We start from the raw sequence: 23,387 nt of genomic DNA, 5'->3' as shown, positions 1-23,387 counted from the left end.
GTAACTAGTCGTGTTGCCGTTGAGCAAAACGATTGATGCGATAATTCGTTACGTGAATCGCTAAACAACCGAATGGTGTTGGCATTAACGGCTGATGTTGACTGGGGCGCGCGGTCAAGACAGTGACGTGCAAAGGACTCACACCCATAGCCATTCTGGCCTTTGGGGGTGGGTCCTTTATATTCTGTAACCCAGGTTGGGTTGGAAATCCAACAGCTTCTCGGCGGTGCTAAGATCATTGGCGCCGAGTACGTGCTAGCTTCGTTAATATTCAATATTGAAATGGGCTACGCAGACCAGGAAGCGACGCATAAGCTACTAGCACCAAAAGGCCAAAACCGGGCCCCACTATATGGGTGCTAGACACCACACCGTTCCCGCGCTACCTTTGCTTATTAAAACGAGCGGAGCAGGCCAGAAGACGCCACATAAGGCACTCCAACCAAAAGGCCAAAACCGGGCCTTCGACATATTGGTTAGGAATGCTACAACCTTCCGCCGTTACCTGTGCTTATTGAAACGAGCTCCGCAGGCCAGAAAGCGACGCATAAGCTACTAGCACCAAAAGGCCAAGTTCGGGCCTTTCGGTGCTAGTAACTTATGCTCTGCTTTCTAAACGGCCTGCTGCGCTCTCTACAAAAAAAACCTCCGCAAGCGGAGGAAAGTTTGGGGGAACTTTTTTGGGGAGTGTAAGTTTAGGTTTGAGATAGGCTCATGCCTCTCTACATGTATATAGTACCAAATCTTACAAGCAGTGCACCGCAACTTCCATAAGGATATTTTTTTTATTTTGGCGAACTTTATAACGTCTTATTTATATACATATTAGTTTTTATAGAAAACACGAGACGTTTCTGTCACGTACACCAATCAACGTTGTCAGCGCAACGTTTACTGCGGCAACCGTTGGGCTGTCTCCACCGGGTGCTTCACCATTTAATGTTCCATAATAATCACTTGCGAGAGCAGCCGTGACCAATTATTGAGCATGATGACAAGTGTACAAGCGGTCTAATGTCGTCTACGCTCGCGCGTAATCCCCGTAGTGAAAATGAGCTACGCAAGGCGGAAGACGCCACATAAGCATCTCTAACCAAAAGGCCAAAACCGGGCCTTTCGACATATTGGTTGGGAATGCTACAACCTTCCGCCGTTACCTGTGCTTATTGAAACGAGCTCCGCAGACCAGAAAGCGACGCATAAGCTACTAGCACCAAAAGGCCAAGTTCGTGCCTTCAACATATTGGTTGGGAATGCTACACCCTTCCGCCGTTACCCGTGCTTATTGAAACGAGCTCCGCAGGCCAGAGGACGCCGCATAAGCATCTCTAAACGGCCTGCTACGCTCTCTACAAAAAAAACCTCCGCAAGCGGAGGAAAGTTTGGGGGAACTTTTTTGGGGAGTGTAAGTTTAGGTTTGAGTTCGGCTTCCGCCTCTCTACGTCATTTATAATACCAAATTATGCGCCTGCCACCCACCAATTTATCAGAGGATAATTTTTATTTTTTTGGTCATCAATTAGCCTTTGATTATTATACGATAACTTTAATGAATGGTGATTTGCAATACCCATTGTTTCAGCTTTACGCACAGTCAGAACCGACCGTTTGATTATGCTCCCCCACAATAGTAACGACCAAACAAAAAGCCCAGCCAATAGTGGTTGGACCTCCTAGTTGAATTACTTGTTGTTGAGACCGTACTTCTTGTTGAATCGTTCAACACGACCATCGGCCTTAGCAAACTTCTGCTTGCCAGTGTAGAACGGGTGGGAATCAGAGGTCGTTTCAACACGAACCAATGGGTATTCCTGACCGTCGTCCATGGTCACAGTTTCGTTACTAGTCTTAGTGGAGCCGGCGATAAACTTGAAACCAGTCGTCGAGTCCATGAATACTACCTGGTGGTAATCTGGGTGAATTCCTTGCTTCATGATCATTTCTCCTTCGCCCTGAGCCATAGCCTGACCCAGAGATTCTTATTATGATAACTGTAACATGTTAACACGAATTGCCACTTTTAGCAAAGTGGGGCTGTCAGTTGCTGATGCCTAACTCGCACTATCCACCAACTGGACATCGGCACCCAATCCCTGGAGCTTCATAACCACCCGGTCGTACCCACGCAAAATGTTGTCGACTTTGGTAATGGTCGTCTCTCCATTAGCCATCAAACCAGCTAGCATTAAGCAAGCGCCGGCCCGAATCTCTTCCGCAGCCACGGTAGCACCCGTCAATTGCTCTGAATGGTTAATCTTAATGTGATCATCCTCCACCCGAATGTCCGCACCCATTTTGAGCAGCTCAGGAACGTGGCGCGTGCGCTTCGGATAGATAGTATCAATGACGAGCGCTTCCCCGTCCGCCTTCATCAGGAGTGGCGTCAACGGCTGTTGTAAATCAGTGGCAAAGCCGGGATACGGGGCCGTTTTAATGGTCACCCCGTGGAGTTCACCAGATGGGTAAACGAAAATGGAGTCTTCCCCCACGTCCATAACCACGCCCATCTCTTCCAGCTTGGCCAAAAAGGAATCTAAATGCTCCGCAATGATATTCTTGACCAAGATACCGTCGCCCTGAGCAGCGGCAATCGAGAGGTACGTGCCGGCTTCAATCCGGTCAGGAATGATGGTGTGCGCGTTGTTCGCCGCTAACTTGCTGGCACCCTCAATGCGGATAACATCAGTTCCGGCACCGCGAATGGTGGCACCCATGTTGTTCAAGTATGTAGCCAGATCGATAATCTCTGGCTCCCTGGCAACGTTCTCAATCACGGTCTGACCGTGCGCAGTGACCGCCGCCAGGATAATGTTGATGGTCGCCCCAACTGAAACCATGTCGAGGAAAATGTGTGCGCCGTGCAACCCCTCTTCGGTGCATTCAACACAATCGCACCATTATGGTCCGATACTTTGGCACCGAGGGCCTCAAAGCCCTTGATGTGTTGGTCAATGGGCCGGGGCCCAATATCGTCCCCACCGGGTAGCCCCACCACGGCATGCCCAAAGCGCCCCAAAAGCGCGCCCATAAAGTAGTAGGACGCCCGTAAACTCTTAATTTTTCCACTGGGTAGGTCCGCCATCACGATATCCGTTGGGTCAATCCGTAACTCGTTGCCGCTAAAGTCAGACGTGACGTTCATCTCCGCCAAGATGCTCATCAAGTTGTAAACGTCCTGAATGTGCGGCACTCCGGTAAGCATTACGGGTGCCCGAGACAAAATGGCAGCAGGAATCAGCGCGACCGTGCTGTTCTTGGCACCACCAATCGTGACCTCGCCAGACAGCCTTTTCCCCCCATGAATCAGCATTTTTTCCATCAAAAAAAGTTCCTCGTTGAAAATCATTTCGTAACGGTTAGTTGTATATTCTGTTCGTGAACCCTTTTGGGGCCGCGGTAACCATTGAGCAGGGTGACGCTCCGCCATCCTGGGCGCCTGCAAGCGTTTGCTGGCGGCCGTTCTTTAATACGTAGTTACCGACTTCACTCATTATTCCAGTTTATAGAAGGGCGGCGCTAAAAGCAAGCGCCGCCCCTCTTAAACAAAACTTCAATTTAATTATTTAACATTATTTAGAAGTTACCCGCTGCCTTGATGAACGCCTTGAACAACGGTTCAGGCTTCGTCGGGCGCGACTGGAACTCTGGGTGGTACTGACTAGCAACAAAGAACTTGTTAGTTGGCAGCTCAATGACTTCCATTAAGCGGTTGTCTGGGCTGGTACCAGAGAACACCAAGCCCTTATCTTCCAGTTGTGCACGGTACTTAGTGTTAAATTCGTAACGGTGACGGTGGCGTTTCTGCACTTCCTGAACGTTACCGTATGCCGCTGCGGCCACCGAACCAACTTTGAGGTCACATGGATACAGACCCAGGCGCAGCGTACCACCCATGTTCTCGACGTTCTCCTGGTCAGGCAAAATGTCGATAATTGGCGTGCCGTGATCAGACGTTTCGGTGCTCATCGCGTCCTTGATGCCCACCACGTTCCGCGCAAACTCAATGGACGCCATCTGCATACCTAAACAAATGCCCAAGAATGGGACATCGTGTTCACGTGCGTAGCGAATGGCCGCAATTTTACCTTCGAGGCCACGGTCACCAAAGCCGCCGGGAACCAAGATACCGTCCGCATCGCCCAACAATTCGTCCACGTTACCATCGTTGACGTCTTCGGCCTGCAGCGAGTTCAGTTCAATCTTCGTGTTGAAGCTGTAGCCTGCAGCTCGCAGGGCTTCAGCAACGGAAATGTACGCATCTTTGAGGGAAACGTACTTACCCACCAAAGCAATCTTGACGCTACCCTCGAGGTGCTGAACACGGTTTTCCAGTTCCACAAAGTCGCTGATGTCAGCCGGCTTGGTTTCAAGCCCCAAGTGGTCCACGATGTACTGATCCATGCCCTGCTCGTTGAGCTTCCGGACAATCGAGTAGATGGTTGGCACGTCGCGTGACTCAATAACGGCCTCCGTTGGCACGTCGGTGAACATGGCAATCTTCTGCTTCATTTCGTCGGTAACTGGCTTTTCGGTCCGTAGAACCAGCATGTTTGGCTGGATACCGATGCTCCGCAGTTCCTTCACCGTGTGTTGCGTTGGCTTGGTCTTCAGCTCACCCGCAGCGCGCAGGTATGGCACCAGGGATGCATGAATGTAGAACGTGTTTTCGGCACCGACATCCGCCTTCATCTGCCGAATGGCTTCGAGAAACGGTTCGCTTTCGATATCGCCCACCGTACCGCCAATTTCAGTGATAATGACGTCGGAATCGGAATGCTTCGCCGCGCGCATAATTTTTTTTCCTTAATCATGTTGGTCACGTGCGGGATAACCTGCACGGTCCCACCCAAGTATTCGCCGTGGCGCTCACGCTGCAATACTTCGGAATAGATTTTACCAGCCGTGAAGTTACTGTACTTGTTCAAGTTGATATCGATAAACCGTTCGTAGTGACCCAAATCCAGGTCTGTTTCGGCACCGTCATCGGTTACGAACACTTCACCGTGTTGGTACGGGTTCATCGTACCGGGATCGACGTTCAAATACGGGTCAAACTTCTGAATGGTAACTTTGAGACCGCGACTCTTCAACAGGCGGCCAAGTGATGCGGCAACAATCCCCTTGCCGAGGGAACTAACAACGCCACCAGTGACAAAAATATACTTGGTCATATCAACTCTCCTATCCTAGACTGTGTGCGTACACAACAATCAACAACGACTTTACCACGGGGAAAAACAAAAACAAAAAAACAAGCTCCCCATCCACAATGGAATAGGGAGCTTGTAACCGATTGACTCTGCAATAGGTTCCGCAGAGTGCCCAATGAGTATATTACCGGGATGCCCCCTCAAAGTCAAGGGCCGCACCACCGTGCCATAATTAAAAAAAAATCAAGCGCACTATTGGCGTGCAAAAACGACCAGCATCACAAAGGGGGGCCGCCGCAGCAGTCCCCCCTGATTGTCTATTGCTTAGTCGTCGTAATCGGCATCGTCGTCATCATCGCTGAATTCGGCGAGCTGACCCTCAATTCCGTCTGGCAACTTGTCTGGTGCGTCGTCGGTTTCGTCCGTGTCGTCATCGACCGCAGCGTCATCGTCGTCCGCATACCCAGCTTCGTCGTCATCGTAATCATCATCGGACTCATCCAAATCGTCGTCCTCTGGATCATCAGCGTTGTAGTCGATCACGTCATCATCATCAGCGGCGTCAGCCAGGAAGGCGTTAACCTTCTTACGCTTCTTGCGCTGTGGTGCGCCCTCTTCGTCTTCAGGGTGGTTAACCTCTTCGTCGACGGATTCATATGGGTACCAGGAGCGCAGCCCCCAGACGTTCTCACCCAGCGAGATAAACTCACCATCTTCGTTCACATCAGTATAAAACTGTGGCAAGCGTTCACGAATTTCTTCGTCACTCCGGCCCAAGTAGGTCTGAATTTCGTTGACCAAATCAGCAAACGCAATTGGATCGCCCTTTTCCTTCAAGATTGCACGTGCAACCTCAATTAAGGACAGCTCGCTTTTGTCGGCGTCTTGGAATACTTCCAGTTTCAAGTTAGTCGCGCCCCTTTCCCGATTTCGCAGATAGGTTCAATGATACCAGCGAACCCTCCACATATCAATACTAGCATAGCATATTTATCACGATAAGCCGCGACAAATTACTCCGCCGCCGTAAAATTCAAGTGTAGCCGGTAATCGCCTAGGTGTTGCTGGTTGGCATCGAGCCGGTACTCAATGTACACTTCACCGTTCAGCGGGTCATCGGTAAAGACGACGTCCATCCGCGGCGTGACCGTTTGTACCGGTATGACGCCGTACGGAGTGGTGTAGCGCGCCACAACCGCCTTTTCGGCCTCAAATTGCAGTTGTAGCTGGGTGTCCGTCTCTGCGGTCCCCCGCGTCAACATGACGGAGTCCGTACCCGCGATTTTGAACGTCACGGGCACAGTCGCGTCCCCATCAGTTTGCTCACGGTACCGTACGTACAAAGTATCGCCCATTTGGACTAACTGCCCGGGCTCGTTGAATTCATGATGTTCGTTGTTACCGTCCTGGTTGACCCAGGTTTCTAGGTGAATCTGCACTGGAACGCCACGTGTCATGTCCATAACTCGTCATCCTCTCTGCTCTGTATTATATGCCAAACACGTGGTGACGGCTACCACCGGGTCGGTTGGTGTGTGCCGACAAAGTGGTGGTGGGGTTGCGGCTTTGTGAACCGCTCCGTCATGACCGCTTCTGGGCGAAACCTCCAACTCGCAAAGTGCGCGAGTTTCCGGTGCGACTTGGAGCCTGCCTGCCAAGTACGGGCAGTCAGTCTCCAAGCTCGTCGCGTTCTAACGGCTAAAGCCGTAAGAGCTCTCGAACTGGCTTCGCCATTCCTGCGAGTAGCACGCAGTAAGCGCTAAAGCGCAAACTGCCTGCGTAACCCCGGTAGCGGTCATAACTCCGGGTTCAGTCGCCTCCACCCCACCACCACTTTGCCGGCACCCGCTAGTTCGGGACTAATAAGTCGGTAGTGGCGTGGTAGCTACAGAAAAAGTATTGTTTAATCAATGACAACACGTGAGATAACATGAATTGAAACGCTTCTCAATACCAGAGTTGTAGATTCATTTTTAACATAGGTTAGGAGTACACTCAATTAAAAACATACAGTACCATGCAGACACCACAGATTTTATTGGTACGAAAGAACGTGTACTGACTTCATGCTAGTCCTCGTCAGAATTAATTCGGCCACTCTACGCCCGATTGTACAGCGTCTGTAGCGGGAGCCTGTGGTCGGTCTTTGGAATGGAGGTGTTATGCCCGGATACGGTGTTTGCGCGGTAGCGTGCGGCCGCGTCGGTCGGGCCGGTGAGCGTAGGCGTGTGGGGTCGGAGTGGTAACCACTGCCAGGGGGTACCGCCGTAGGAACGTAGTGACGTACGGCGCGACGAATTCCAAGACCGGCCGGTGGGTTTCCGGACGGGCTTGGAATCGCGACGGAAACCCGCCCGCACTTGGCGGGTTGGAGCCTTCGCCCTAGCAGTGGTTACCGCGGAGTACCCCACGTAATCCGCAGCTCACCGATCCGGCCGACGCTGCCGCCCCCCGCCTGCGCTTCGTTCCGTTATTTGTTGCTCGTAAAACGTAGCCGTGGCGGGCGACTTTGGCTATACTTAAAGTAGTAGAAACATTCCCAAGGGGGTACTCCATGCCAAACGAAAAGTTACCGCGCGAAAAGGTCTTCCGCGACCCGGTACATAATTACATCCACGTCCAGGATCGTGTCATCCTGGACCTCATCAATTCACCCGAAATGCAGCGCCTGCGCCGCATTCACCAGCTCGGTGTCAGCAGCATCGTGTTCCAGGGGGCCGAGCACACCCGCTTCACCCACTCCCTCGGTGTCTATGAGATTGCCCGAGAAATCTGCGACAACTTTGCCGCCAACTATCCCAGCCAACGTCCCGACGATGGCCTATGGGACAACTCAGAACGCCTGCTCACCCTGTGTGCCGCGTTACTGCACGATATTGGACACGGCGCGTACTCCCACACCTTTGAACACATTTTTAATACCAATCACGAGGATATTACCCGGGAAATTATTACCAGCCCCACCACCCGCGTCAATGCCATTCTCCGACGCGTCAGCCCTGATTTTCCTGCACAAGTGGCTAGCGTCATTGACCATCACTACCCTAACCCGCAAGTTGTTCAGATGATCAGCAGCCAAATTGATGCCGACCGGATGGACTACCTCCTGCGCGATGCGTACAATACTGGCACCAACTACGGCCTCTTTGACCTGACCCGCATTTTGCGCGTCATGCGCCCTTACGCTGGCGGCATCGCCTTTGAACCCAACGGTATGCACGCCGTCGAGGATTACATCGTGAGCCGGTTCCAAATGTACCAGCAGGTCTACTTCCACCCCGTATCCCGCGGCATGGAAGTTGTTCTGACTGGCGTCCTGAAGCGGGCCAAAGAGCTGTATGAAGCCGGCAGCGTCAAAAAGGAGTTCCGGCCACGACTGCTGATTCCCTTCTTTGACCAGGACTTCACGCTGGACGACTACCTGCAACTAGACGACGGGGTGCTCACCACGTACTTCCACTACTGGCAAAGGTATCCCGACCCTATCCTCAGCGACCTCGCCGACCGCTTTCTGAACCGGCGACCACTCAAGTCCCTACCATTTTCGACTGGCACTGAGGGGCTCCTACCCGCGATGAGCAAAGCGGTGGCGGATGCTGGCTTTGATCCCGAATACTACACGGCCATCAACAACAGCTTTGACCTGCCTTATGACCAGTATGACCCGACGAGCGCCAGCCCCAAGACACAAATCGAGATTATGCAACTGGATGGTTCTCTGGAGGAGCTATCCACACTGAGTCCGTTAGTGGCCGCAATCACCGGCAAAGTCAGCGGCGACCAACGCTACTTTTTCCCGAAGGTCATGTTGACCCCCAAAGACGATGAGCACTGGCAACCCGCGTACGGAGAGTTTCAACGGTACCTTGCTCACGGCCAAATTATCGACCCGCGCATTAACGGAATGCTATAACAACCGGAGGTAGCTGAATTGACCATTAAGCTGATTGCAACCGATATGGATGGCACCCTGCTTGGTACCGACAATAACGTTAGTCGGGGCAACCGTGAAGCCATTCTGGCGGCCAAAGCGGCCGGCATACACGTAGTTCTGTGTACCGGGCGGCCACTGCCGGGCATTGCTACGTACCTCAATCCCCTCGGTATGACCACTGATACTGACTACGCCATTGCTTATAATGGTGCGCTCGTGCAGACCTGTGCTAGCGGCACCGTCCTACTGCAGCACGAGCTGGCCCTCAGTGATTACGCGCGCTTCTACGACATCAGCCAACGACTGCGCGTCGACGTCCACGCCGAGGATGATGATATGCTGTACGCGGGGCAGTCGCCGACCTCCGAGCGGACCCGTACGGAGGCGCGCCTCACCTTCATCAAGTTGGCCGTGCGCACCCCTGACGACTTTGCGCGGGACAAGCGGTTTGCAAAGGTGATGTTTATCGACGCACCTAATAAAATTGACCAACTACAAGCATATCTGGGCGAGACCATCCGCTCCGAATACACCATTGTGCAGAGCGAACCGTACTTTTTGGAGATTCTCAACCAAAAGGCCAGCAAGGGGAACGCCCTTGCTGGCCTAGCTGCAACTTTGCACATCCAGCCCGATGAAGTGATGGTACTTGGTGACCAGGCCAATGATCTATCTATGTTTGATTACGCGGGTACCGGTATCGCCATGGGCAACGCCATCCCCACCGTGAAGGCCCGCGCCACCGCCGTTACTGGCACTAACGATGAAGACGGTGTGGCGCAGGCAATTGAACGTTACGCACTCCGCTAGTCCTCATGAATGTCAGCACGCTGCTCTAGCCAGCGCGTGACGGCCCACCGGTGCGTCGGCCGTTTTAGCTGTCCAACCGCAACGCTAATCGGCATCAGCATTAACGTGTTAAAGTTTTCCAACGGCTGCGCGACCTGCTTGATCCCATGACACGCGTAGAAGGTGGCCGGGTGATAATAGGCCGTTTTGCGGTGATGGGAATAAAAATACTCCGCAGCCGCACCTAGTTTGGCGTCAATGGTGACTTCAACGCCGAACTCCTCCAGTAATTCACGGCGCAACGTCTCCTCATCGGATTCGCCCGACTCGATGCCACCACCGGGCAGGAAAACAGCCGCGTTCGGCGCTGCCAACATTAGCAAACGTTGCCCAGACGCATCAGGAATCACGGCGTACACTCCACGCCGTTCAACATAGTGTAACTGCGGATCCTTAATCCCAAAGACGGGGTTAGTCATCTTTATCACCACTTTCTAATTTGCTCTCATTATAATCTATTATCTTCCCGACTGAAAGGCGGATTTTTTTTATGAACTGGAACTGGTTTATTTTTGGTACGGTACTATTTACGGCCGGTTGTTGCGGCTTGGCGGCGTATAGCTACCTCAGCGAACCCCGGCGCCTCCGTAACGGGTTAGTAATTAACATCGCGTTGCTCAGCCTGGTAGGCTTCGCCGCCACAATGGTCATGGCGATTAATAGCCGTTTCTTGCTAGTCATCGCCATTATTGTTTTAGTGATGGTGGTGGTATTGCTCCTCATGCTGATGGCCTTTCACCTGGTTCTGCTCTTGTGGAACGCCCTACTAGTGTGGCGACGCGAAGGGCACAACCTCGGCAACATGCTCACCCTGTTAATTGCAATCGGCCTGATTGTACTAAGCATTCTCGATACGGTCGAACGCCAATTTTTCCCGTCCTGGCTATTTTATTCAATTACCGTGTTCGTTAATTTTTGCTGGTTTTACGTATTCATCACCGGCCTCAACTTTCTCACTGCACTCGTTGCGTACAACCGCTGGCGGACCCATAAGCCACTACAATACCTAATTGTACTCGGCGCCGGATTAATCGACGGCAAGCGCGTTTCCGGGCTTCTCGCGCCCGTATCGACGTGGCCATCAAACGCTACCAGAAACAAGTTGCGGCTGGTCAGCCTGCCCCCACCATCATCTTTTCGGGTGGGCAAGGCCGTGATGAATTAGTCAGCGAGGCCAGCGCCATGCGTGACTACGCCGTAGCGCACGGAATTCCGGAGAGCGATACCCTACTGGAGGACCAAAGCAAAACCACTTTGGAAAACATGCGCTTCTCCCGCAAAGTAATTGACTCCCGGCAACAAGGTCGCCCCTACCAAGCAATGTTCTGCACCAACAATTACCACCTGCTACGTGCCGGCGTCTTTGCACGCATGGCCGGCATCGACGCTAACGGTATTGGTGCAAAGACGCGGCTGTACTTCCTGCCTAACGCCACGATCCGCGAATACATTGCGTTCATGGTGATGAACAAGCGGCGGCACATCATTGTCATGGGTCTCGCCCTCGCGTACACCATTATCACCCTGATTTTGGGCGCCATGCACATCCTGAAGTTCTAGGCATGCTAAACTAGAAGTAGGGTTGAACAACAAGAAACTATACGAGGAGGCAAAGTTATGCTGAAAGAATTTCGCGATTTTATCAGCCGGGGTAACATGATTGACCTGGCAGTTGGTGTCATTATTGGTGGTGCTTTTACCAGCTTGGTTAAGTCACTCACCACCAACCTGATTAGTCCATTATTATCACTGTTCATGGGCAAGTCTAACTTGGATAGTATTTACTTCACGCTATTGAGCGCCAAGTTTACCGTGGGTACGTTCATTAGCGACGTCATCAACTTCATCATTATGGCCTTCGTCGTATTTATACTGGTCAAAATTATTAACCGTGTGACTCATCGGGCTGAACCCGCTCCGGCCGCCCCATCCCCGGAGGAAACATACCTGAAGGAGATCCGCGACCTGTTGCAGGCGCAGAAGCAAAGCAACCAATAGCACTACCACCGGGCGTAATCAAAAAGCCGCATTCCAATCTGGAGTGCGACTTTTTTGATTATAATAGCTTTACTCAGCATCCCGGCGGAACCGGTTCTGGAATAAAGGTGATACCGGACGGTTCTCGTGAATGTGCTTAATGGCGCGGCCGATTAGCGGGCCCACCGACACGGTCACCAGCTTGTCAAACTTCTTGTCTTCCGGCTGCTGGATTGAGTCCGTCACAACCACCTGTTCGATGGGTGAGTTCTTCAACCGTTCAACGGCTGGACCTGAGAACACGGCGTGCGTGGCCGAAACCAGCACGGACTTGGCACCAGCTTCTTTCAAAGCCGCGGAGGCCAACGTAATGGTCCCGGCGGTGTCAATCATGTCATCAATAATGATACAGTGCTTGTCCTTGACGTTACCCACGATGTTCATCACCTCGGCAACGTTCGGACGTGGCCGCCGCTTATCGATGATAGCAATTGGTGACTTGAGGAACTCGGCCAACTTACGGGCACGCGTCACCCCACCATGGTCAGGCGAGACAACCACGGTATCCTCACCAACAAAGTGGTTGCTGAGGAAGTAATCCGCCAGCAACGGTGCACCCATCAGGTGGTCCACGGGAATATCAAAGAATCCCTGAATCTGGGCCGCGTGTAGGTCTAGTAACAGCGCCCGGTCGGCACCAGCACGCTCTAGCATGTTGGCCACCAACTTGGCGGTAATTGGTTCACGACTACGCGCCTTACGGTCCTGGCGTGCATATCCGTAGTACGGCATCACCACGTTAATCGTGTGTGCCGATGCCCGGCGCAGAGCGTCAATCATGATGAGTAGCTCCATCAGGTTGTCGTTCACTGGTGCCGAGGTGGATTGAATCAAGTAGATGTCATCCCCACGGATACTTTCCTCGATGTTAATCTGAATTTCACCATCAGAAAAACGGTTCACAGACGACTTTCCCAGCTCAACACCCACTTCAGCGGCAATTTTTTTTCCGCCAGTGGCTTGTTTGAGTTCAGGGCAAAAATCTTAAGTTTCGGGTCAGCGTAATGCGCAGACATGGTGGCCTCCATATGTGTATTTGTTCGGATTCTACTTACCTATTAAGTCTAGACGATTAATCATAAAAAGCAAGTCGCTACGGCTTGCTCTCATGAAATTATTTCTGAAAGTTCCTTGGAACGACACCACCAGGTGGTGATGCGTGATTGTGGGAACTAATGGGTGTGGGGGGGAGGGCGGGCGGACGCTGCACTGCGTGAGCCAGAAGACGCCGCATAAGCAACGCTAACCAAAAGGCCAAAACCGGGCCTGCGCTGCACTGCCCGGTAATGCTACTACGCTCCCGCGTTAGTATCAGGTATGGAAACGGGTTGCGCAAGGCAGAAAGCGACGTATAAGCAGTTACGAACAGGAAGCCAAGTGCGGGCTTCCCGTCCGTAACTACTTATACTCTGCTTTCTAACCGCCTTGCTCCACCCTCTGAAACGGCCTGCTGCGCTCTCTCTACTTCCATTCCTCCGACTCCGCCAGCGGCAACCGGTCCCAATAGTCCTTCTTTGTCGTCTGCCGTGCGCGCGCAATCGCCATCCCGTGGAATGGCACGTCGTCCGTAATCGTTGATCCCGCCGCAATGAAACTGTGGTCCGCTACCTCTACCGGTGCCACAATGTTGGAATTGCTCCCAATAAACGCCTCATCGCCCACGTTCGTGTGCCACTTCTTCACGCCATCATAATTCACGAAGACCACACCACAACCAACGTTGATGTTCTTACCCAAAGTAGCATCCCCAACGTAAGTCAAGTGCCCTACCTTAGTGCCCGCACCAATCGTCGCCTTCTTCACTTCACAGAAGTTACCAATGTGGGCGCCCTCACCAATATCGCTTTGCGGCCGTAGGTGGCTGTTTGGACCAATGTCACTGCCCGTACGCATGATGCTGTCCTCAATCGTCGAGCTCGTGATGGTAACCCCATCCTCAATCGTGCTGTCCGTAATCGTCGAACCGGTCCCCACGTGGCAATCGGAACCGATGACCGTCTTGCCCTTTAGGTACACGCCCGGCTCAATCACCGTGTCGCTGCCAATTTTGACGTCCGCGTCAATGTACGTCCGCTCCGGGTCAATCAACGTCACGCCATCGCGCATGTGCTGCTCATTGATACGGTTGCGCATCACGCGCGCCGCCGCCGATAGGGCCACGCGGTCATTCACACCCATACTTTCATCGAAGTTAGGCATCTTGTAGGCTGCCACCACGTCCCCGCGGTTCTTCAAAATCTCAATCACGTCAGTCAGGTAGTACTCCCCCTGAGCGTTGTCGTTGGTAACTTCGTGCAAAGCCGAGAACAAAGCCTCGTTATCAAAGCAGAAGACGCCAGTATTGATTTCGTTAATCTGCGCCTCTTCTGGACTGGCATCTTTTTGTTCCACAATCTTCTGAACCGTGCCCAATTCCCCACGGATAATGCGGCCATAGCCAGTCGGATCGGGTGCCGCCGCCGTTAGAATCGTCGCCTTAGCCCCTTTGTCAGCGTGGTACGCAAACAGTTTGTTGAACGTGTCCGCGGTCAGTAAAGGTGTATCGCCACTCACAATCATCGTCACACCCCGGCGACCACCGAGAATGCCCTCAGCCTGCATCACCGCGTGACCAGTCCCCAACTGTTCCTTCTGTTCCGCAAACTGCGTACGGTCACCCAACTCCGCCTTCACAGCATCAGCGTCATGACCAACCACCGTCACTACTGCTTCGGGGTGCAATTGCTCCACCTGCGTGAGGACGTGGTCTACCATCGACTTACCAGCGATTTGGTGCAAAACCTTGTGTAACTTGCTCTTCATCCGCGTGCCCTTACCCGCGGCCAAAATGATTGTGAATTTTGATGTCATTGAACTCGCTCCCGTTTATTAATGTTCTTGTGCACCTGTAATAATAGCATATACATACGAATTTTGTCGGGATTGGTATAGGCCCACGCCGACCCGGGAACTAAATTCAAAAAAATAGGGTCCACCCATAGGCGAACCCTAACGTCATGACTATTTGGCTGTTTGCTTATCATCCGGATTGTCCAACTTGTCAACGGTTTGACCGGTCGGTTCCGTGTTAGACGGTTTAGGTGTCCCCTCCACCTTTGCATCAGGGCGAATCGCCACCTGCTCCGTGCCCGACCACGCCTCGTAGAATAGGCGCTCTCGCCGCCGGACTATTTGCCAGAAGAAGTTCCAGACTACGAACAGCACGAAGCGCTCAGCAGCCCGAGGGCCAGCAAGTTAAGTTGCGTGCGGGCCCCGATATGAACCAATACGTTGTTCAATTCGTCGAACCATACCCCAAACAACGGTAGCGTAACCACGTACAGGAGTCCTTGCCGCAACGCCAACCGCCACCAAGTCAGTGGTTGGCCGTCCACCGCGACGATGCGTATCCGCAGCAGCTTCTTGCCCCACGTCTGTCCGTGTAACCCAAGTGGCACCAGGTACAGCACACACACCATTGGCAATAGGCTCGTGATGAACCAGTTATCGGCCAGTGACTTGAAAACAGTCAGTTGCAAAACGATGCTAATCAACACACCGAACAGCCCGGCAATGATCACGTAATCAATCACCCAAGCAACCAGCCGGCGTAACGGGCCCACTCGGTCGGCACGCGCGTAACTGCGCTCGTCCATCTTTGCCCGACTCGGGAACGCCACCGCAATCAGCGGCGTGAGCCAGAACCCGATGAGGCCCCCCGTCGTGTTAATCAACAGGTCGTCAACATCAAACAGCCGGTACGGCCGCGGATAGATAAAGTACAGGCCCGACAGCTGCGTGAGTTCGTAGAATAAGCTCAATCCAAACGTCAACAGGACCGCCTGCCACCATGGACGCCGGAAGTAATACCGCATGTAGAACCCAAATGGTACGGTCAGCATCAGGTTAAACGCTGGCTGCAGGAATGACGGCTGCTTGAGCGTTTGGATCCACGTGTGATAATTACCTAACTCAAAGCCCGAATACTTCACAAATTCACGCACAAAGGTGAACGGGACAATGTTATACCGTGGCGTTTGTAGCGCCGCCACCGCATGAATGGACGGCAGTGGCAAAATGATCAGGAAATAGGCACACAGCATGTAGAACACGAACGAGAACAGCACGATTGTGCGGCTCCACAAAACGCTGCCGTACCGCCGATACTGCAAAACTGCGAATGGCAAGCTCAGCAACGCCGCTAGAAAGGGAAAGATGAAGACGGCCGTTTTAATCGGCCCTAAATATGACGCCATTACTCACCCAACTCCTTGAGCAGGTCGTCGTTACGTTGCAGATAATTACCGGCGGCCGCATGAATATTTTTATCTTTGGCGTCAGCGGTATCCACCTTCAGTAGCGACGTGTAATCATCAACCATGTGGTCGCCATTAAACGTGCCTTCTGCAAAGACGGATACGCCCACTGTTTCCGCATCAAACTCCTCAATCAGGCTCTTCATACCGTTGACGGTACCGCCGCCCTTCATGAAGTCATCCACAATTAGGACACCCTCGCCAGCGCGTAAGGAGCGCTTGCTCAATTCCATCTTCTGCACGCGGTCGGACGAGCCCGAAACGTAGTTCACCGAAACCGTCGACCCCTCTGTAACTTTGGAGTCCCGCCGTACGATGACAAACGGTACGTTTAAGTATTGGCTCACGCTTTGGGCAATTGGAATCCCCTTAGTGGCCACCGTCATGACCGCATCAACCCGCGAGTCGAGGTATTGTGTTGCAATCAACCGGCCAATCTGGCGCAGTACGTCTGGCGTACCCAGCAAATCGCTCAGGTACACGTAGCCCCCCGGTAACAGTCGCTGACTATCAGCCAGCCGACCTGCCATCTCGTCGATAAATTCGTTGGCCTCGTCCAGCCCAATCATGGGCACGTAACGGACGCCACCAGCGGCTCCGGGTACAGTCTCGAGAATACCGGTCTGACGCTGCTTAAACGTTCGCCGAATAATGGCCAGGTCCTCACTAATAGATGACTTAGCCGACTCGTAACGCCGCGAAAAGAAGGTCAACGGCACCAGGGTGTGGGGCCGCTCCAACAGGTAGCGGGTCATATCAATCAGTCGATCACTACGACGGGTTTTCATGCTTGTTCACTCCTTAGATTCTAAATGTTTTACGTATTTTATCATTCGATTATAACTGAATATCCGTCTTTAAACCAGTGAGTTAGCGTATTTAATCGTAATTGTTCGCATTTGTTTACCAAAAACGGTACTTTTCGTCCCCCACAGCAGATTGCCGGACAGCAACGCGGCGTTAGTGGCCGGAATGCCGACCCCTAACGCCGCGTTTGCCTGGTGTTGATTACCACCATCACTTTGGATTAACTAGTAAGCATTGTCACCATCATTATTACCATACTCTACCTGAATGGTGATGTGGGTAATACCGCACTGCTCGCGGATACTGGCCGCAAGCTCGTCCAGAAAAGCATCGTTATGTTCGTGGGTATTCCGGCGGACGTGCACGGTCAACGCGGTATCCGACGTGCTGATTGCCCATATGTGCAAGTCATGGTAACTAACAACACTCGGACAGCGCGCAATCACCTCTTCAACGCGTTCGGCGTTAACACTGCGTGGTACGGCGGCCAACGCCATATTCGTAGCGTCCCGGAGCAGGCCCCAAGTGAGGCCCAAAACCGCCCCCGCAACGATCAGTGACGCGACGGGGTCCACCCAGCGCCAGCCGGTGACCATCATGACGATTCCGGCGACCACGACGGCCACCGACACCCCGGCATCGGCTGCCATGTGCAGGAAGGCCCCCCGCACGTTCAGGTCTTTGTGACCGCGGCCAAACATTAGCGCGGTGGCCCCGTTAACCACCACGCCGGCTCCGGCAATCAATACGACTGACCAGCCCGCAACGGGAGCCGGGTGCTGCAACTTGCTCACGGCTTCGACCACAATCAGTACCATGCGACAACGAGCATGACCGCGTTGATTAAGGCCGCCATAATCGTTGTGCCTTTGAGGCCATAAGTCCGGCGCAAAGTCGGGTGGCGTCGAGTCAGCAGTTCGGCCACCCACGCTAGCAACAGCCCGACAACATCACTCAGGTTATGCAACGCATCAGCGACCAGCGCGACCGACCCAACCATCGCCCCTAATACTAATTCAATGATGGTGTAGCCTGTATTCAATACCGTCCCTAAAGCAAAATGTTTTGCGGTAGTCTCTGGACGTGAAGATTCTTTGGACATCTTCTCCTCAACCCCTTTGGCAAGGCGCCCTCGGAGGGTGTATATCTCAATGATACGCTGGTGACTGCCCACCCCTGCATCATTCAAATTAACGCGTCCCCAGAAGGCGGCTTACATTCTTCAGTAACATCAATATTCTTGCTGGCCCACAATTGCCAGCGACTGTGGGCGTGCTAACCCATGTTTAATGGCCGCACTAAATACACCTCCTTGCAGAAGCCACGCATACTGTTGTAGACGCGTTCAGCGCGAGCGGGTCGGACATAAGCCGAAGACGGTCGGCCCGGTACCGCTCATCTGGGCGACGCTGGCACCATACTTAATTAGTCGTTGTTGCAACTCCTCAATGACGGGGAAACGCGCGGCCGTCACCGCTTCAAGGGCGTTCCCCATACCTGAAATCATCAGGTCAAAGTTGCACTGCTCAATGCCAGACAGAACGCGATTCGTATCGGGACGGGGCAGCGTGTCTTGATAATCGACCATGCTCAGAATTCTAGCGGTGGTAACGGAGATGGCGGGCTTCACCAGTACCACCCAAAAATTCGGTAGCGTGCCCAGTGGCTGGACGCGTTCGCCCCGACCGGTCACTAAGGCAGTTTGGGAATAGACGCAGTACGGCACATCGGAGTCGACGCGTAGGCCGATGGCAGCGAGGCGTTCACGGCTATAGTTGAGCCCCCAGAGTTCGTTGAGGCCGCGCAAAACCGCTGCGGCGTCCGCGGAGCCACCGCCGAGGCCCGCCGCGACGGGAATATGTTTTTCAATGTAGATTGATGCGCCGGCATTAATGCCAGCCTCTTGGCGTAGAATCCGCGCGGCCTGGAAGGCCAGGTTGCGGGCGTCCTCAGGAACAAAGCCGCTGTCGGTACGCACGGAAATTTTACGGGCGCTAGGGCGGATGGACACGTAGTCCGCGAGGTCGACGCTGGTCATGACCATACGCCACTCATGTTCGCCATCGCCGTGTCGGTAAAGCGCGTCGAGACTGAGATTGATTTTGGCCGGTGCTTTTTGGGTGATCTCCATAGCCCTCACCAGTCTTTACATGTTCGTTGTTGTACTTGTTAGCATTAGTATACGCAAGTTGCGGGGAAAATGCGAGAGAGGGTGGAGCCCCACGGGCAGAAACTGGAGCGTAACCCGTTTAAGTAGGTGGGTACGAACCCGCGGGTGGACTTTGGGACTGCGGCTGCGGCTCACGTGCCCTGCGCTGTGATTGCTACGGTACTGGTTGACGGCCGCGTTGGGCAGACCGGTCCGCCCACCGGTCGCCCAACGCGTCCTCCCGCTACAGTGCCAACCACGTCTACGGGTACGACACCTCCGTCCCAAAGTCCACTCGCGGGTTCCCGATAGTTCGTGGTCTCTAGTTATTTGACCCGTGCATTGCAGTTGAATTACTGACTGCTACATGTTTCACCATTCTCTCAAACAAGCAGTATAGCGTCGTCTAGATGCGTTCTGCCATCGTAGCTTTGGATTATGATGCGCCCTTGAATTTAACGGTGACAGTCTACCGTTGGTCGTACTGGCGTGGTGGCGGAGGTTGAGCGCCAGTACGACCAGCCACTAGCAGCCGCAACCGTTTACAGCGCCGATACGCCACCGTCCACGAAAATCGTTTGCCCCGTCACAAACCGGTTACGCATCAAGAATAAGTATGCGTCGGCCACCTCCTCCGGCAAAGCAACCCGCCCTAGCGGAATCTGCCGGGCCTGCGCTGCGATCTGGACGTCAAGCTCTGCCTGCGACAGCCCGCGCCACAAACCCGTGGGTGTCCAATACGGAGCCACGGCGTTTACCCGTTTGTGCGGCGACACCTCAATTGCAAGGCCCTGCACCAATGTCATCAAGGCCTGGTTGCCCACAACCGCACCGGAAGCATTATATGGCCGGCCACCAGCTCCTGCAGTCAACGTTAGGCTCCCACCATTCCCTAGGTGGGGCAAGACGGCACGGGCAACGCGCATCCCCACCGTGAACTTTCCGCTAATCGCGTCAACCTCTTCCTGTTCAGTATGATCCAAAAAGCCTCCGCCCATAGCACCGCCGAGTGTAGAAACAACGTGGTCAAAATCACGCGCCGTCGCCAGCCAATCAGACAATTGTGCCGTGTCCGTCGCGTCGAGTAGCGCGCCGTGAGCACCAGCTAAAAGGGACAAAGTTTCGTCTAGGTGGCTGCGCGTATGGCCAATAATGGTCACGTCTGCACCATCTTCAAGCGCTTGGCCGGCCACCGCGCGGCCAAAACCCGACGTGCCACCAATCACTAACACCCGTCGCTCGGTCAAAGTATTATTCAATGTCATTTCCTTCCTAAGCAATTCCACAGTCAGTACCACTATTTATCTTACCCTAAATATCATGGTGTGCACGAAGGGCCGGTACCAACATGACGTTGATACCGGCCCTTTGCCGTGACGTAAAATCATTGAGTTTGCTGACTCGGTTGCAGTTACGGCTTATGCCGTCGCAACGTCGTCAAACGAAATTTCGATTGACTTCGTCAACAGGTCCGCGTAGCTGTACGAAACCCGTTCAAAGTCATTTTCTTCCTGATTGAGTTCCACCACGAAAATGGCTGGGAAAGTTTCGCGCAAAATGCCGTTGCGCCGGGTGACTTTCTTCCGCCCTGCCTGGGCAACCACGGTGATCTGTTCACCGATTTTAGAGTCAAGTTTGTTCTTGATACTAGCAAGTGTTATTGGCATGTGCTCACCCCTTCGGTTATGAATGATAGCACAAATAAGCCCCAATTGCAAGTGTGGCAAGGGCCCGGGAGTCCCCGGTATGACTGCATTCTGTCGTTTTATTACAAAATTGGTCTGTATTTTTTTCTGATTATGCGACGTGCTGTTTCTGTAAACTGTTGAACAGCCGTGCAAAGTCGGTAATCGACAGCCGCTCCGCCCGCAAACCGGGTGCAATGTCGCTGTCTGCCAGCGCCGCCGTCATCGCCGCCTTGGTATCCGCGTCTTTGCCGTACAGCTGCTGGAGATTGTTCCACAGCGTTTTGCGCCGCGAGGCAAAGCTGCCGCGCACCAACCGGTTGAACCCGGCCTGGTCGTCCACATCGGCAAGTGGTTCGGCCCGCCTTTGCAGAACGATGATGGCTGAATCCACGTTTGGCGCGGGCACAAAGGAACGGCGGTTCACCGTGAACGCCACCTGTACGGTCATCTGGTTCTGAATTGCAATCGACAAGCTACTGTAATCCTTGCTCCCCGGCTGCGCAGTCAACCGGTCGGCCACCTCGCCCTGCATCATCACGGTGATCGACTCAAAATCGATGTCGATCTGCATCAGGTGCATTAATATCGGCGTCGTGATGTAGTACGGCAAGTTAGCCACCACTTTGACACTGTGCTGACCATCAAAATGTTGTTCAATCAGTGCCCGCAGGTTGGCGGTCAAAACATCCTGATTCTCGACGGTGACGTTCGGATAAGGGGCCATGGTTTCGTCTAACACTGGCAGTAGCGCCTCGTCAATTTCCAGCGCCAACACCTGGTGTGCCGCTTCGGCGAGGTACTGCGTCAGGGAGCCAATCCCGGGCCCAATTTCGATCACGTCGCTGTGTTCGTCGACTCCGGCCGCAGCAACAATGCCGCTCAGTACGTCTAGGTTAGTCAGAAAATTCTGGCCTAAATGTTTCTTGGTGTGAAAACCAAAGCGCTCCATAATCGCGTGGGTGCGGGCTGGCGTGGCGATGCGGGGAATATCAGTCATTGTTGATCCTTTCGTTAACGCGACGTAGCGCCGCAGCAAATTCTTCAGTTGAGATGGCAAAGGCGCGCAGGCGACGCACCAGTTGTTTACCGTTAGCGTAACCGATGTTCAGCTCATCACCCAGCAACTCGCGGCGGCGTTTAGCATCCGGGCCATTCAAAAGTCCGGCTGTCCAAAGATCCTCGCGGGTGATAACTTCTGGGGCGGCCGGACTCATGGTAAACAGGTGCCCCAAAACCTCCTGCAGGTCATCTGCATGGGCGTGCTCCACACCCAATGAACCACCACTGCGCTCGGGTACGGCCTGATTACGCGGCAGGAATGCGTGTTGGGCATCCGGTACGGCCGCCATAATCTTTTTGCGGATTCGTTGTCCCTGAAAGTCGGGGTCGGTCAACACGATTACGCCACGCGTCTCCTGAGCGTGTTTAATCCGCGCCAGCGTGGCGTCGTTGATCGCACTCCCGTGGGTCTCAATGGTGTCAACATCCCCGAACGCCTCACGCAGGCGCTTGGTGTCGTCGCGACCCTCAACCACAATAATTTGTTTAATATGTTCTACCATCAATCATTCTCCAAACCAAAGACGCGGTGGGCGTTGCGTCGGGTAACGGCCGCAATATGCTCGGGTGTGGTCCCCCGCAACCGCGCAATGGCCTCCACCACGTACCGCGTATACCCGGGTTGGTTGGTCCGACCGCGGTAGGGCTCGGGCGTCAGGTACGGCGCATCCGTCTCGACCAACAACCGGTCATCGGGCACGATGCGTACCGCGTCGTGCTCAGGCGCAGCATTCTTGAAGCTAGCGATACCAGAAAAGGACACGTACATGCCCAGCTCTAAGAAGCGACGAGCCCAAGTCCCATCACCGGTAAAGCTATGCATGATGCCGCCGAATGTGCGCACGCGACTTTGGTTCAGGATACTATACGTGTCCATAAACGCATCGCGACTATGAATGGACACGGGCAGCTGGAGTTCGTCGGCGATGGCCAGCTGACGGGCAAAGACGCGGCGCTGGACGTCCCGGGGCGAGGTGTCCCAATGGTAGTCCAACCCGATTTCACCGATGGCCACGGTCTGTGGCAGTGCCAGTTGTGCTCGCAACGCGTGTTCCGCGTCGTCGGTGTAGTCCTTGGCGGATTCTGGATGCCACCCGACAATCGCGTACAGGCCAGGATAACGGGCAGCAAGTTGCACGGCTCCGGCGTTGAGGTCGGTGTCGGAGCCCACAATCGCCATCTCGGTCACGTCCAGCTCCTGGGCGGAGGCGACGAAATCGTCAACGTGCCCAGCGTACGCGGCGTCGTTAAGGTGTGTATGTGAATCAAAAATCTGCATGTCACTCCGTTCCTTTCCGCAACATCTACAATTTTCATTGTACAGCATTTGCCCCACTAACGGATACCGTGTTCCTACGGTAGGATAGTGGTTGCGGCAGCGTTGGTCGGGCCGGTGAACTACGGCTTACGTGGGGTGCT

At 53.7% G+C, this 23,387-nt stretch carries 18 protein-coding genes and 5 pseudogenes; 5 read left to right on the top strand and 18 right to left on the bottom strand.

All coding sequences use genetic code 11. The features are described from left to right. Window positions 1–1,682: 1,682 nt before the first annotated feature. The 5 genes and pseudogenes from JCM12539_RS06635 to JCM12539_RS06615 form a co-directional block, all read right to left on the bottom strand. On the bottom strand, window positions 1,683–1,934 hold the full coding sequence (locus JCM12539_RS06635) for a type B 50S ribosomal protein L31 (RefSeq protein ID WP_054650200.1): 252 nt from the start codon (window positions 1,932–1,934) through the stop codon (window positions 1,683–1,685). A gap of 117 nt (window positions 1,935–2,051) precedes the next feature. Further along, a pseudogene (murA, locus tag JCM12539_RS06630) lies at window positions 2,052–3,319 on the bottom strand (UDP-N-acetylglucosamine 1-carboxyvinyltransferase). 254 nt (window positions 3,320–3,573) lie between these two features. Next, a pseudogene (gene pyrG / locus JCM12539_RS06625) lies at window positions 3,574–5,171 on the bottom strand (CTP synthase). 303 nt (window positions 5,172–5,474) lie between these two features. After that, window positions 5,475–6,056, bottom strand: a complete 582-nt coding sequence (rpoE, locus tag JCM12539_RS06620; protein ID WP_054650198.1) for a DNA-directed RNA polymerase subunit delta — start codon at window positions 6,054–6,056, stop codon at window positions 5,475–5,477. Window positions 6,057–6,163: 107 nt separating this feature from the next. Continuing rightward, on the bottom strand, window positions 6,164–6,613 hold the full coding sequence (locus JCM12539_RS06615) for a YwiB family protein (RefSeq protein WP_054650196.1): 450 nt from the start codon (window positions 6,611–6,613) through the stop codon (window positions 6,164–6,166). Between the two features lie 1,091 nt (window positions 6,614–7,704). Here JCM12539_RS06615 and JCM12539_RS06610 point away from each other — a divergent pair. Together JCM12539_RS06610 and yidA are read left to right on the top strand one after the other, a co-directional pair. After that, complete coding sequence (locus JCM12539_RS06610) at window positions 7,705–9,063, top strand: HD domain-containing protein (RefSeq protein ID WP_054650194.1); 1,359 nt, start codon at window positions 7,705–7,707, stop codon at window positions 9,061–9,063. 18 nt (window positions 9,064–9,081) lie between these two features. Continuing rightward, entirely contained in the window at window positions 9,082–9,894 is an 813-nt protein-coding gene (yidA, locus tag JCM12539_RS06605) for a sugar-phosphatase (protein WP_054650191.1), read from the top strand. Here the strand turns inward: yidA and JCM12539_RS06600 are convergent. Continuing rightward, window positions 9,891–10,352: an NUDIX hydrolase gene (locus JCM12539_RS06600; protein ID WP_054650189.1), complete on the bottom strand. Its 462-nt coding sequence runs from the start codon at window positions 10,350–10,352 to the stop codon at window positions 9,891–9,893. The two genes, yidA and JCM12539_RS06600, sit on opposite strands and share 4 nt — an antisense overlap. A 71-nt stretch (window positions 10,353–10,423) precedes the next feature. On the opposite strand from JCM12539_RS06600, the gene JCM12539_RS15675 reads away from it, so the two are divergent. The 3 genes from JCM12539_RS15675 to mscL are packed head-to-tail and all read left to right on the top strand — an operon-like array spanning window position 10,424 to window position 11,931. After that, the gene (locus JCM12539_RS15675) at window positions 10,424–11,098 is read left to right on the top strand and encodes a hypothetical protein (RefSeq protein WP_225350276.1); all 675 of its coding nucleotides are present in this window, start codon (window positions 10,424–10,426) and stop codon (window positions 11,096–11,098) included. After that, window positions 11,008–11,493 carry a YdcF family protein gene (locus JCM12539_RS15670; RefSeq protein WP_263849759.1) on the top strand — a complete coding sequence of 162 codons (486 nt, stop codon included), beginning with the start codon at window positions 11,008–11,010 and terminating at the stop codon, window positions 11,491–11,493. Before JCM12539_RS15675 ends, JCM12539_RS15670 begins: the two co-directional genes overlap by 91 nt. Window positions 11,494–11,550: 57 nt before the next feature. Further along, window positions 11,551–11,931 carry a large conductance mechanosensitive channel protein MscL gene (gene mscL / locus JCM12539_RS06590; RefSeq protein ID WP_054650187.1) on the top strand — a complete coding sequence of 127 codons (381 nt, stop codon included), beginning with the start codon at window positions 11,551–11,553 and terminating at the stop codon, window positions 11,929–11,931. Window positions 11,932–12,000: 69 nt separating this feature from the next. Here the strand turns inward: mscL and JCM12539_RS06585 are convergent. The 12 genes and pseudogenes from JCM12539_RS06585 to JCM12539_RS06535 form a co-directional block, all read right to left on the bottom strand. After that, window positions 12,001–12,986 (bottom strand): annotated as a pseudogene (locus tag JCM12539_RS06585) (ribose-phosphate diphosphokinase). Between the two features lie 445 nt (window positions 12,987–13,431). Beyond that, window positions 13,432–14,820, bottom strand: coding sequence for a bifunctional UDP-N-acetylglucosamine diphosphorylase/glucosamine-1-phosphate N-acetyltransferase GlmU (gene glmU / locus JCM12539_RS06580; protein WP_054650185.1), 1,389 nt, complete (start codon window positions 14,818–14,820; stop codon window positions 13,432–13,434). A 150-nt stretch (window positions 14,821–14,970) separates the two neighbouring features. Beyond that, window positions 14,971–15,174: a hypothetical protein gene (locus JCM12539_RS13170; protein ID WP_156302109.1), complete on the bottom strand. Its 204-nt coding sequence runs from the start codon at window positions 15,172–15,174 to the stop codon at window positions 14,971–14,973. Next, a complete protein-coding gene (locus JCM12539_RS06575) occupies window positions 15,162–16,205 on the bottom strand; it encodes a VanZ family protein (protein WP_156302108.1) in 1,044 nt (347 codons plus the stop codon). Before JCM12539_RS06575 ends, JCM12539_RS13170 begins: the two co-directional genes overlap by 13 nt. After that, the gene (gene purR, locus JCM12539_RS06570; RefSeq protein WP_054650183.1) at window positions 16,205–17,053 is read right to left on the bottom strand and encodes a pur operon repressor; all 849 of its coding nucleotides are present in this window, start codon (window positions 17,051–17,053) and stop codon (window positions 16,205–16,207) included. Before purR ends, JCM12539_RS06575 begins: the two co-directional genes overlap by 1 nt. Before the next feature lie 243 nt (window positions 17,054–17,296). Continuing rightward, window positions 17,297–18,174 (bottom strand): annotated as a pseudogene (locus tag JCM12539_RS06565) (cation diffusion facilitator family transporter). Between the two features lie 173 nt (window positions 18,175–18,347). Then, window positions 18,348–19,203 (bottom strand): annotated as a pseudogene (gene ispE, locus JCM12539_RS06560) (4-(cytidine 5'-diphospho)-2-C-methyl-D-erythritol kinase). 560 nt (window positions 19,204–19,763) lie between these two features. Beyond that, on the bottom strand, window positions 19,764–20,486 hold the full coding sequence (locus JCM12539_RS06555) for an SDR family oxidoreductase (RefSeq protein WP_054650181.1): 723 nt from the start codon (window positions 20,484–20,486) through the stop codon (window positions 19,764–19,766). A 153-nt stretch (window positions 20,487–20,639) separates the two neighbouring features. Beyond that, window positions 20,640–20,888 carry a Veg family protein gene (locus JCM12539_RS06550; protein ID WP_054650179.1) on the bottom strand — a complete coding sequence of 83 codons (249 nt, stop codon included), beginning with the start codon at window positions 20,886–20,888 and terminating at the stop codon, window positions 20,640–20,642. A 130-nt stretch (window positions 20,889–21,018) separates the two neighbouring features. Further along, window positions 21,019–21,906: a 16S rRNA (adenine(1518)-N(6)/adenine(1519)-N(6))-dimethyltransferase RsmA gene (gene rsmA / locus JCM12539_RS06545; protein ID WP_054650177.1), complete on the bottom strand. Its 888-nt coding sequence runs from the start codon at window positions 21,904–21,906 to the stop codon at window positions 21,019–21,021. Then, window positions 21,899–22,471 (bottom strand): ribonuclease M5, encoded by a 573-nt coding sequence (gene rnmV / locus JCM12539_RS06540; protein ID WP_054650174.1) that lies wholly within the window; start codon window positions 22,469–22,471, stop codon window positions 21,899–21,901. Before rnmV ends, rsmA begins: the two co-directional genes overlap by 8 nt. After that, window positions 22,471–23,247: a TatD family hydrolase gene (locus tag JCM12539_RS06535; protein WP_054650172.1), complete on the bottom strand. Its 777-nt coding sequence runs from the start codon at window positions 23,245–23,247 to the stop codon at window positions 22,471–22,473. The genes rnmV and JCM12539_RS06535 overlap by 1 nt, the downstream gene beginning before the upstream one ends. Window positions 23,248–23,387: the final 140 nt, after the last annotated feature.

This window comes from Lacticaseibacillus pantheris DSM 15945 = JCM 12539 = NBRC 106106, assembly GCF_001311175.1.
Taxonomy (GTDB): Bacteria; Bacillota; Bacilli; order Lactobacillales; family Lactobacillaceae; genus Lacticaseibacillus; species Lacticaseibacillus pantheris.
This window is presented reverse-complemented; position numbering and strand designations above follow the sequence as displayed.

What these genes read in the sequence shown, in the direction of transcription:
- JCM12539_RS06575 (WP_156302108.1), bottom strand. Translation starts at nt 16,205, where the DNA reads ATGGCGTCATATTTAGGGCCGATTAAAACGGCCGTCTTCATCTTTCCC.
- JCM12539_RS06535 (WP_054650172.1), bottom strand. Translation starts at nt 23,247, where the DNA reads ATGCAGATTTTTGATTCACATACACACCTTAACGACGCCGCGTACGCT.
- mscL (WP_054650187.1), top strand. Translation starts at nt 11,551, where the DNA reads ATGCTGAAAGAATTTCGCGATTTTATCAGCCGGGGTAACATGATTGAC.
- JCM12539_RS06635 (WP_054650200.1), bottom strand. Translation starts at nt 1,934, where the DNA reads ATGAAGCAAGGAATTCACCCAGATTACCACCAGGTAGTATTCATGGAC.
- JCM12539_RS06555 (WP_054650181.1), bottom strand. Translation starts at nt 20,486, where the DNA reads ATGACATTGAATAATACTTTGACCGAGCGACGGGTGTTAGTGATTGGT.
- JCM12539_RS06610 (WP_054650194.1), top strand. Translation starts at nt 7,705, where the DNA reads ATGCCAAACGAAAAGTTACCGCGCGAAAAGGTCTTCCGCGACCCGGTA.
- JCM12539_RS06550 (WP_054650179.1), bottom strand. Translation starts at nt 20,888, where the DNA reads ATGCCAATAACACTTGCTAGTATCAAGAACAAACTTGACTCTAAAATC.
- JCM12539_RS06615 (WP_054650196.1), bottom strand. Translation starts at nt 6,613, where the DNA reads ATGGACATGACACGTGGCGTTCCAGTGCAGATTCACCTAGAAACCTGG.
- JCM12539_RS06600 (WP_054650189.1), bottom strand. Translation starts at nt 10,352, where the DNA reads ATGACTAACCCCGTCTTTGGGATTAAGGATCCGCAGTTACACTATGTT.
- rsmA (WP_054650177.1), bottom strand. Translation starts at nt 21,906, where the DNA reads ATGACTGATATTCCCCGCATCGCCACGCCAGCCCGCACCCACGCGATT.
- rnmV (WP_054650174.1), bottom strand. Translation starts at nt 22,471, where the DNA reads ATGGTAGAACATATTAAACAAATTATTGTGGTTGAGGGTCGCGACGAC.
- purR (WP_054650183.1), bottom strand. Translation starts at nt 17,053, where the DNA reads ATGAAAACCCGTCGTAGTGATCGACTGATTGATATGACCCGCTACCTG.
- JCM12539_RS15675 (WP_225350276.1), top strand. Translation starts at nt 10,424, where the DNA reads ATGAACTGGAACTGGTTTATTTTTGGTACGGTACTATTTACGGCCGGT.
- glmU (WP_054650185.1), bottom strand. Translation starts at nt 14,820, where the DNA reads ATGACATCAAAATTCACAATCATTTTGGCCGCGGGTAAGGGCACGCGG.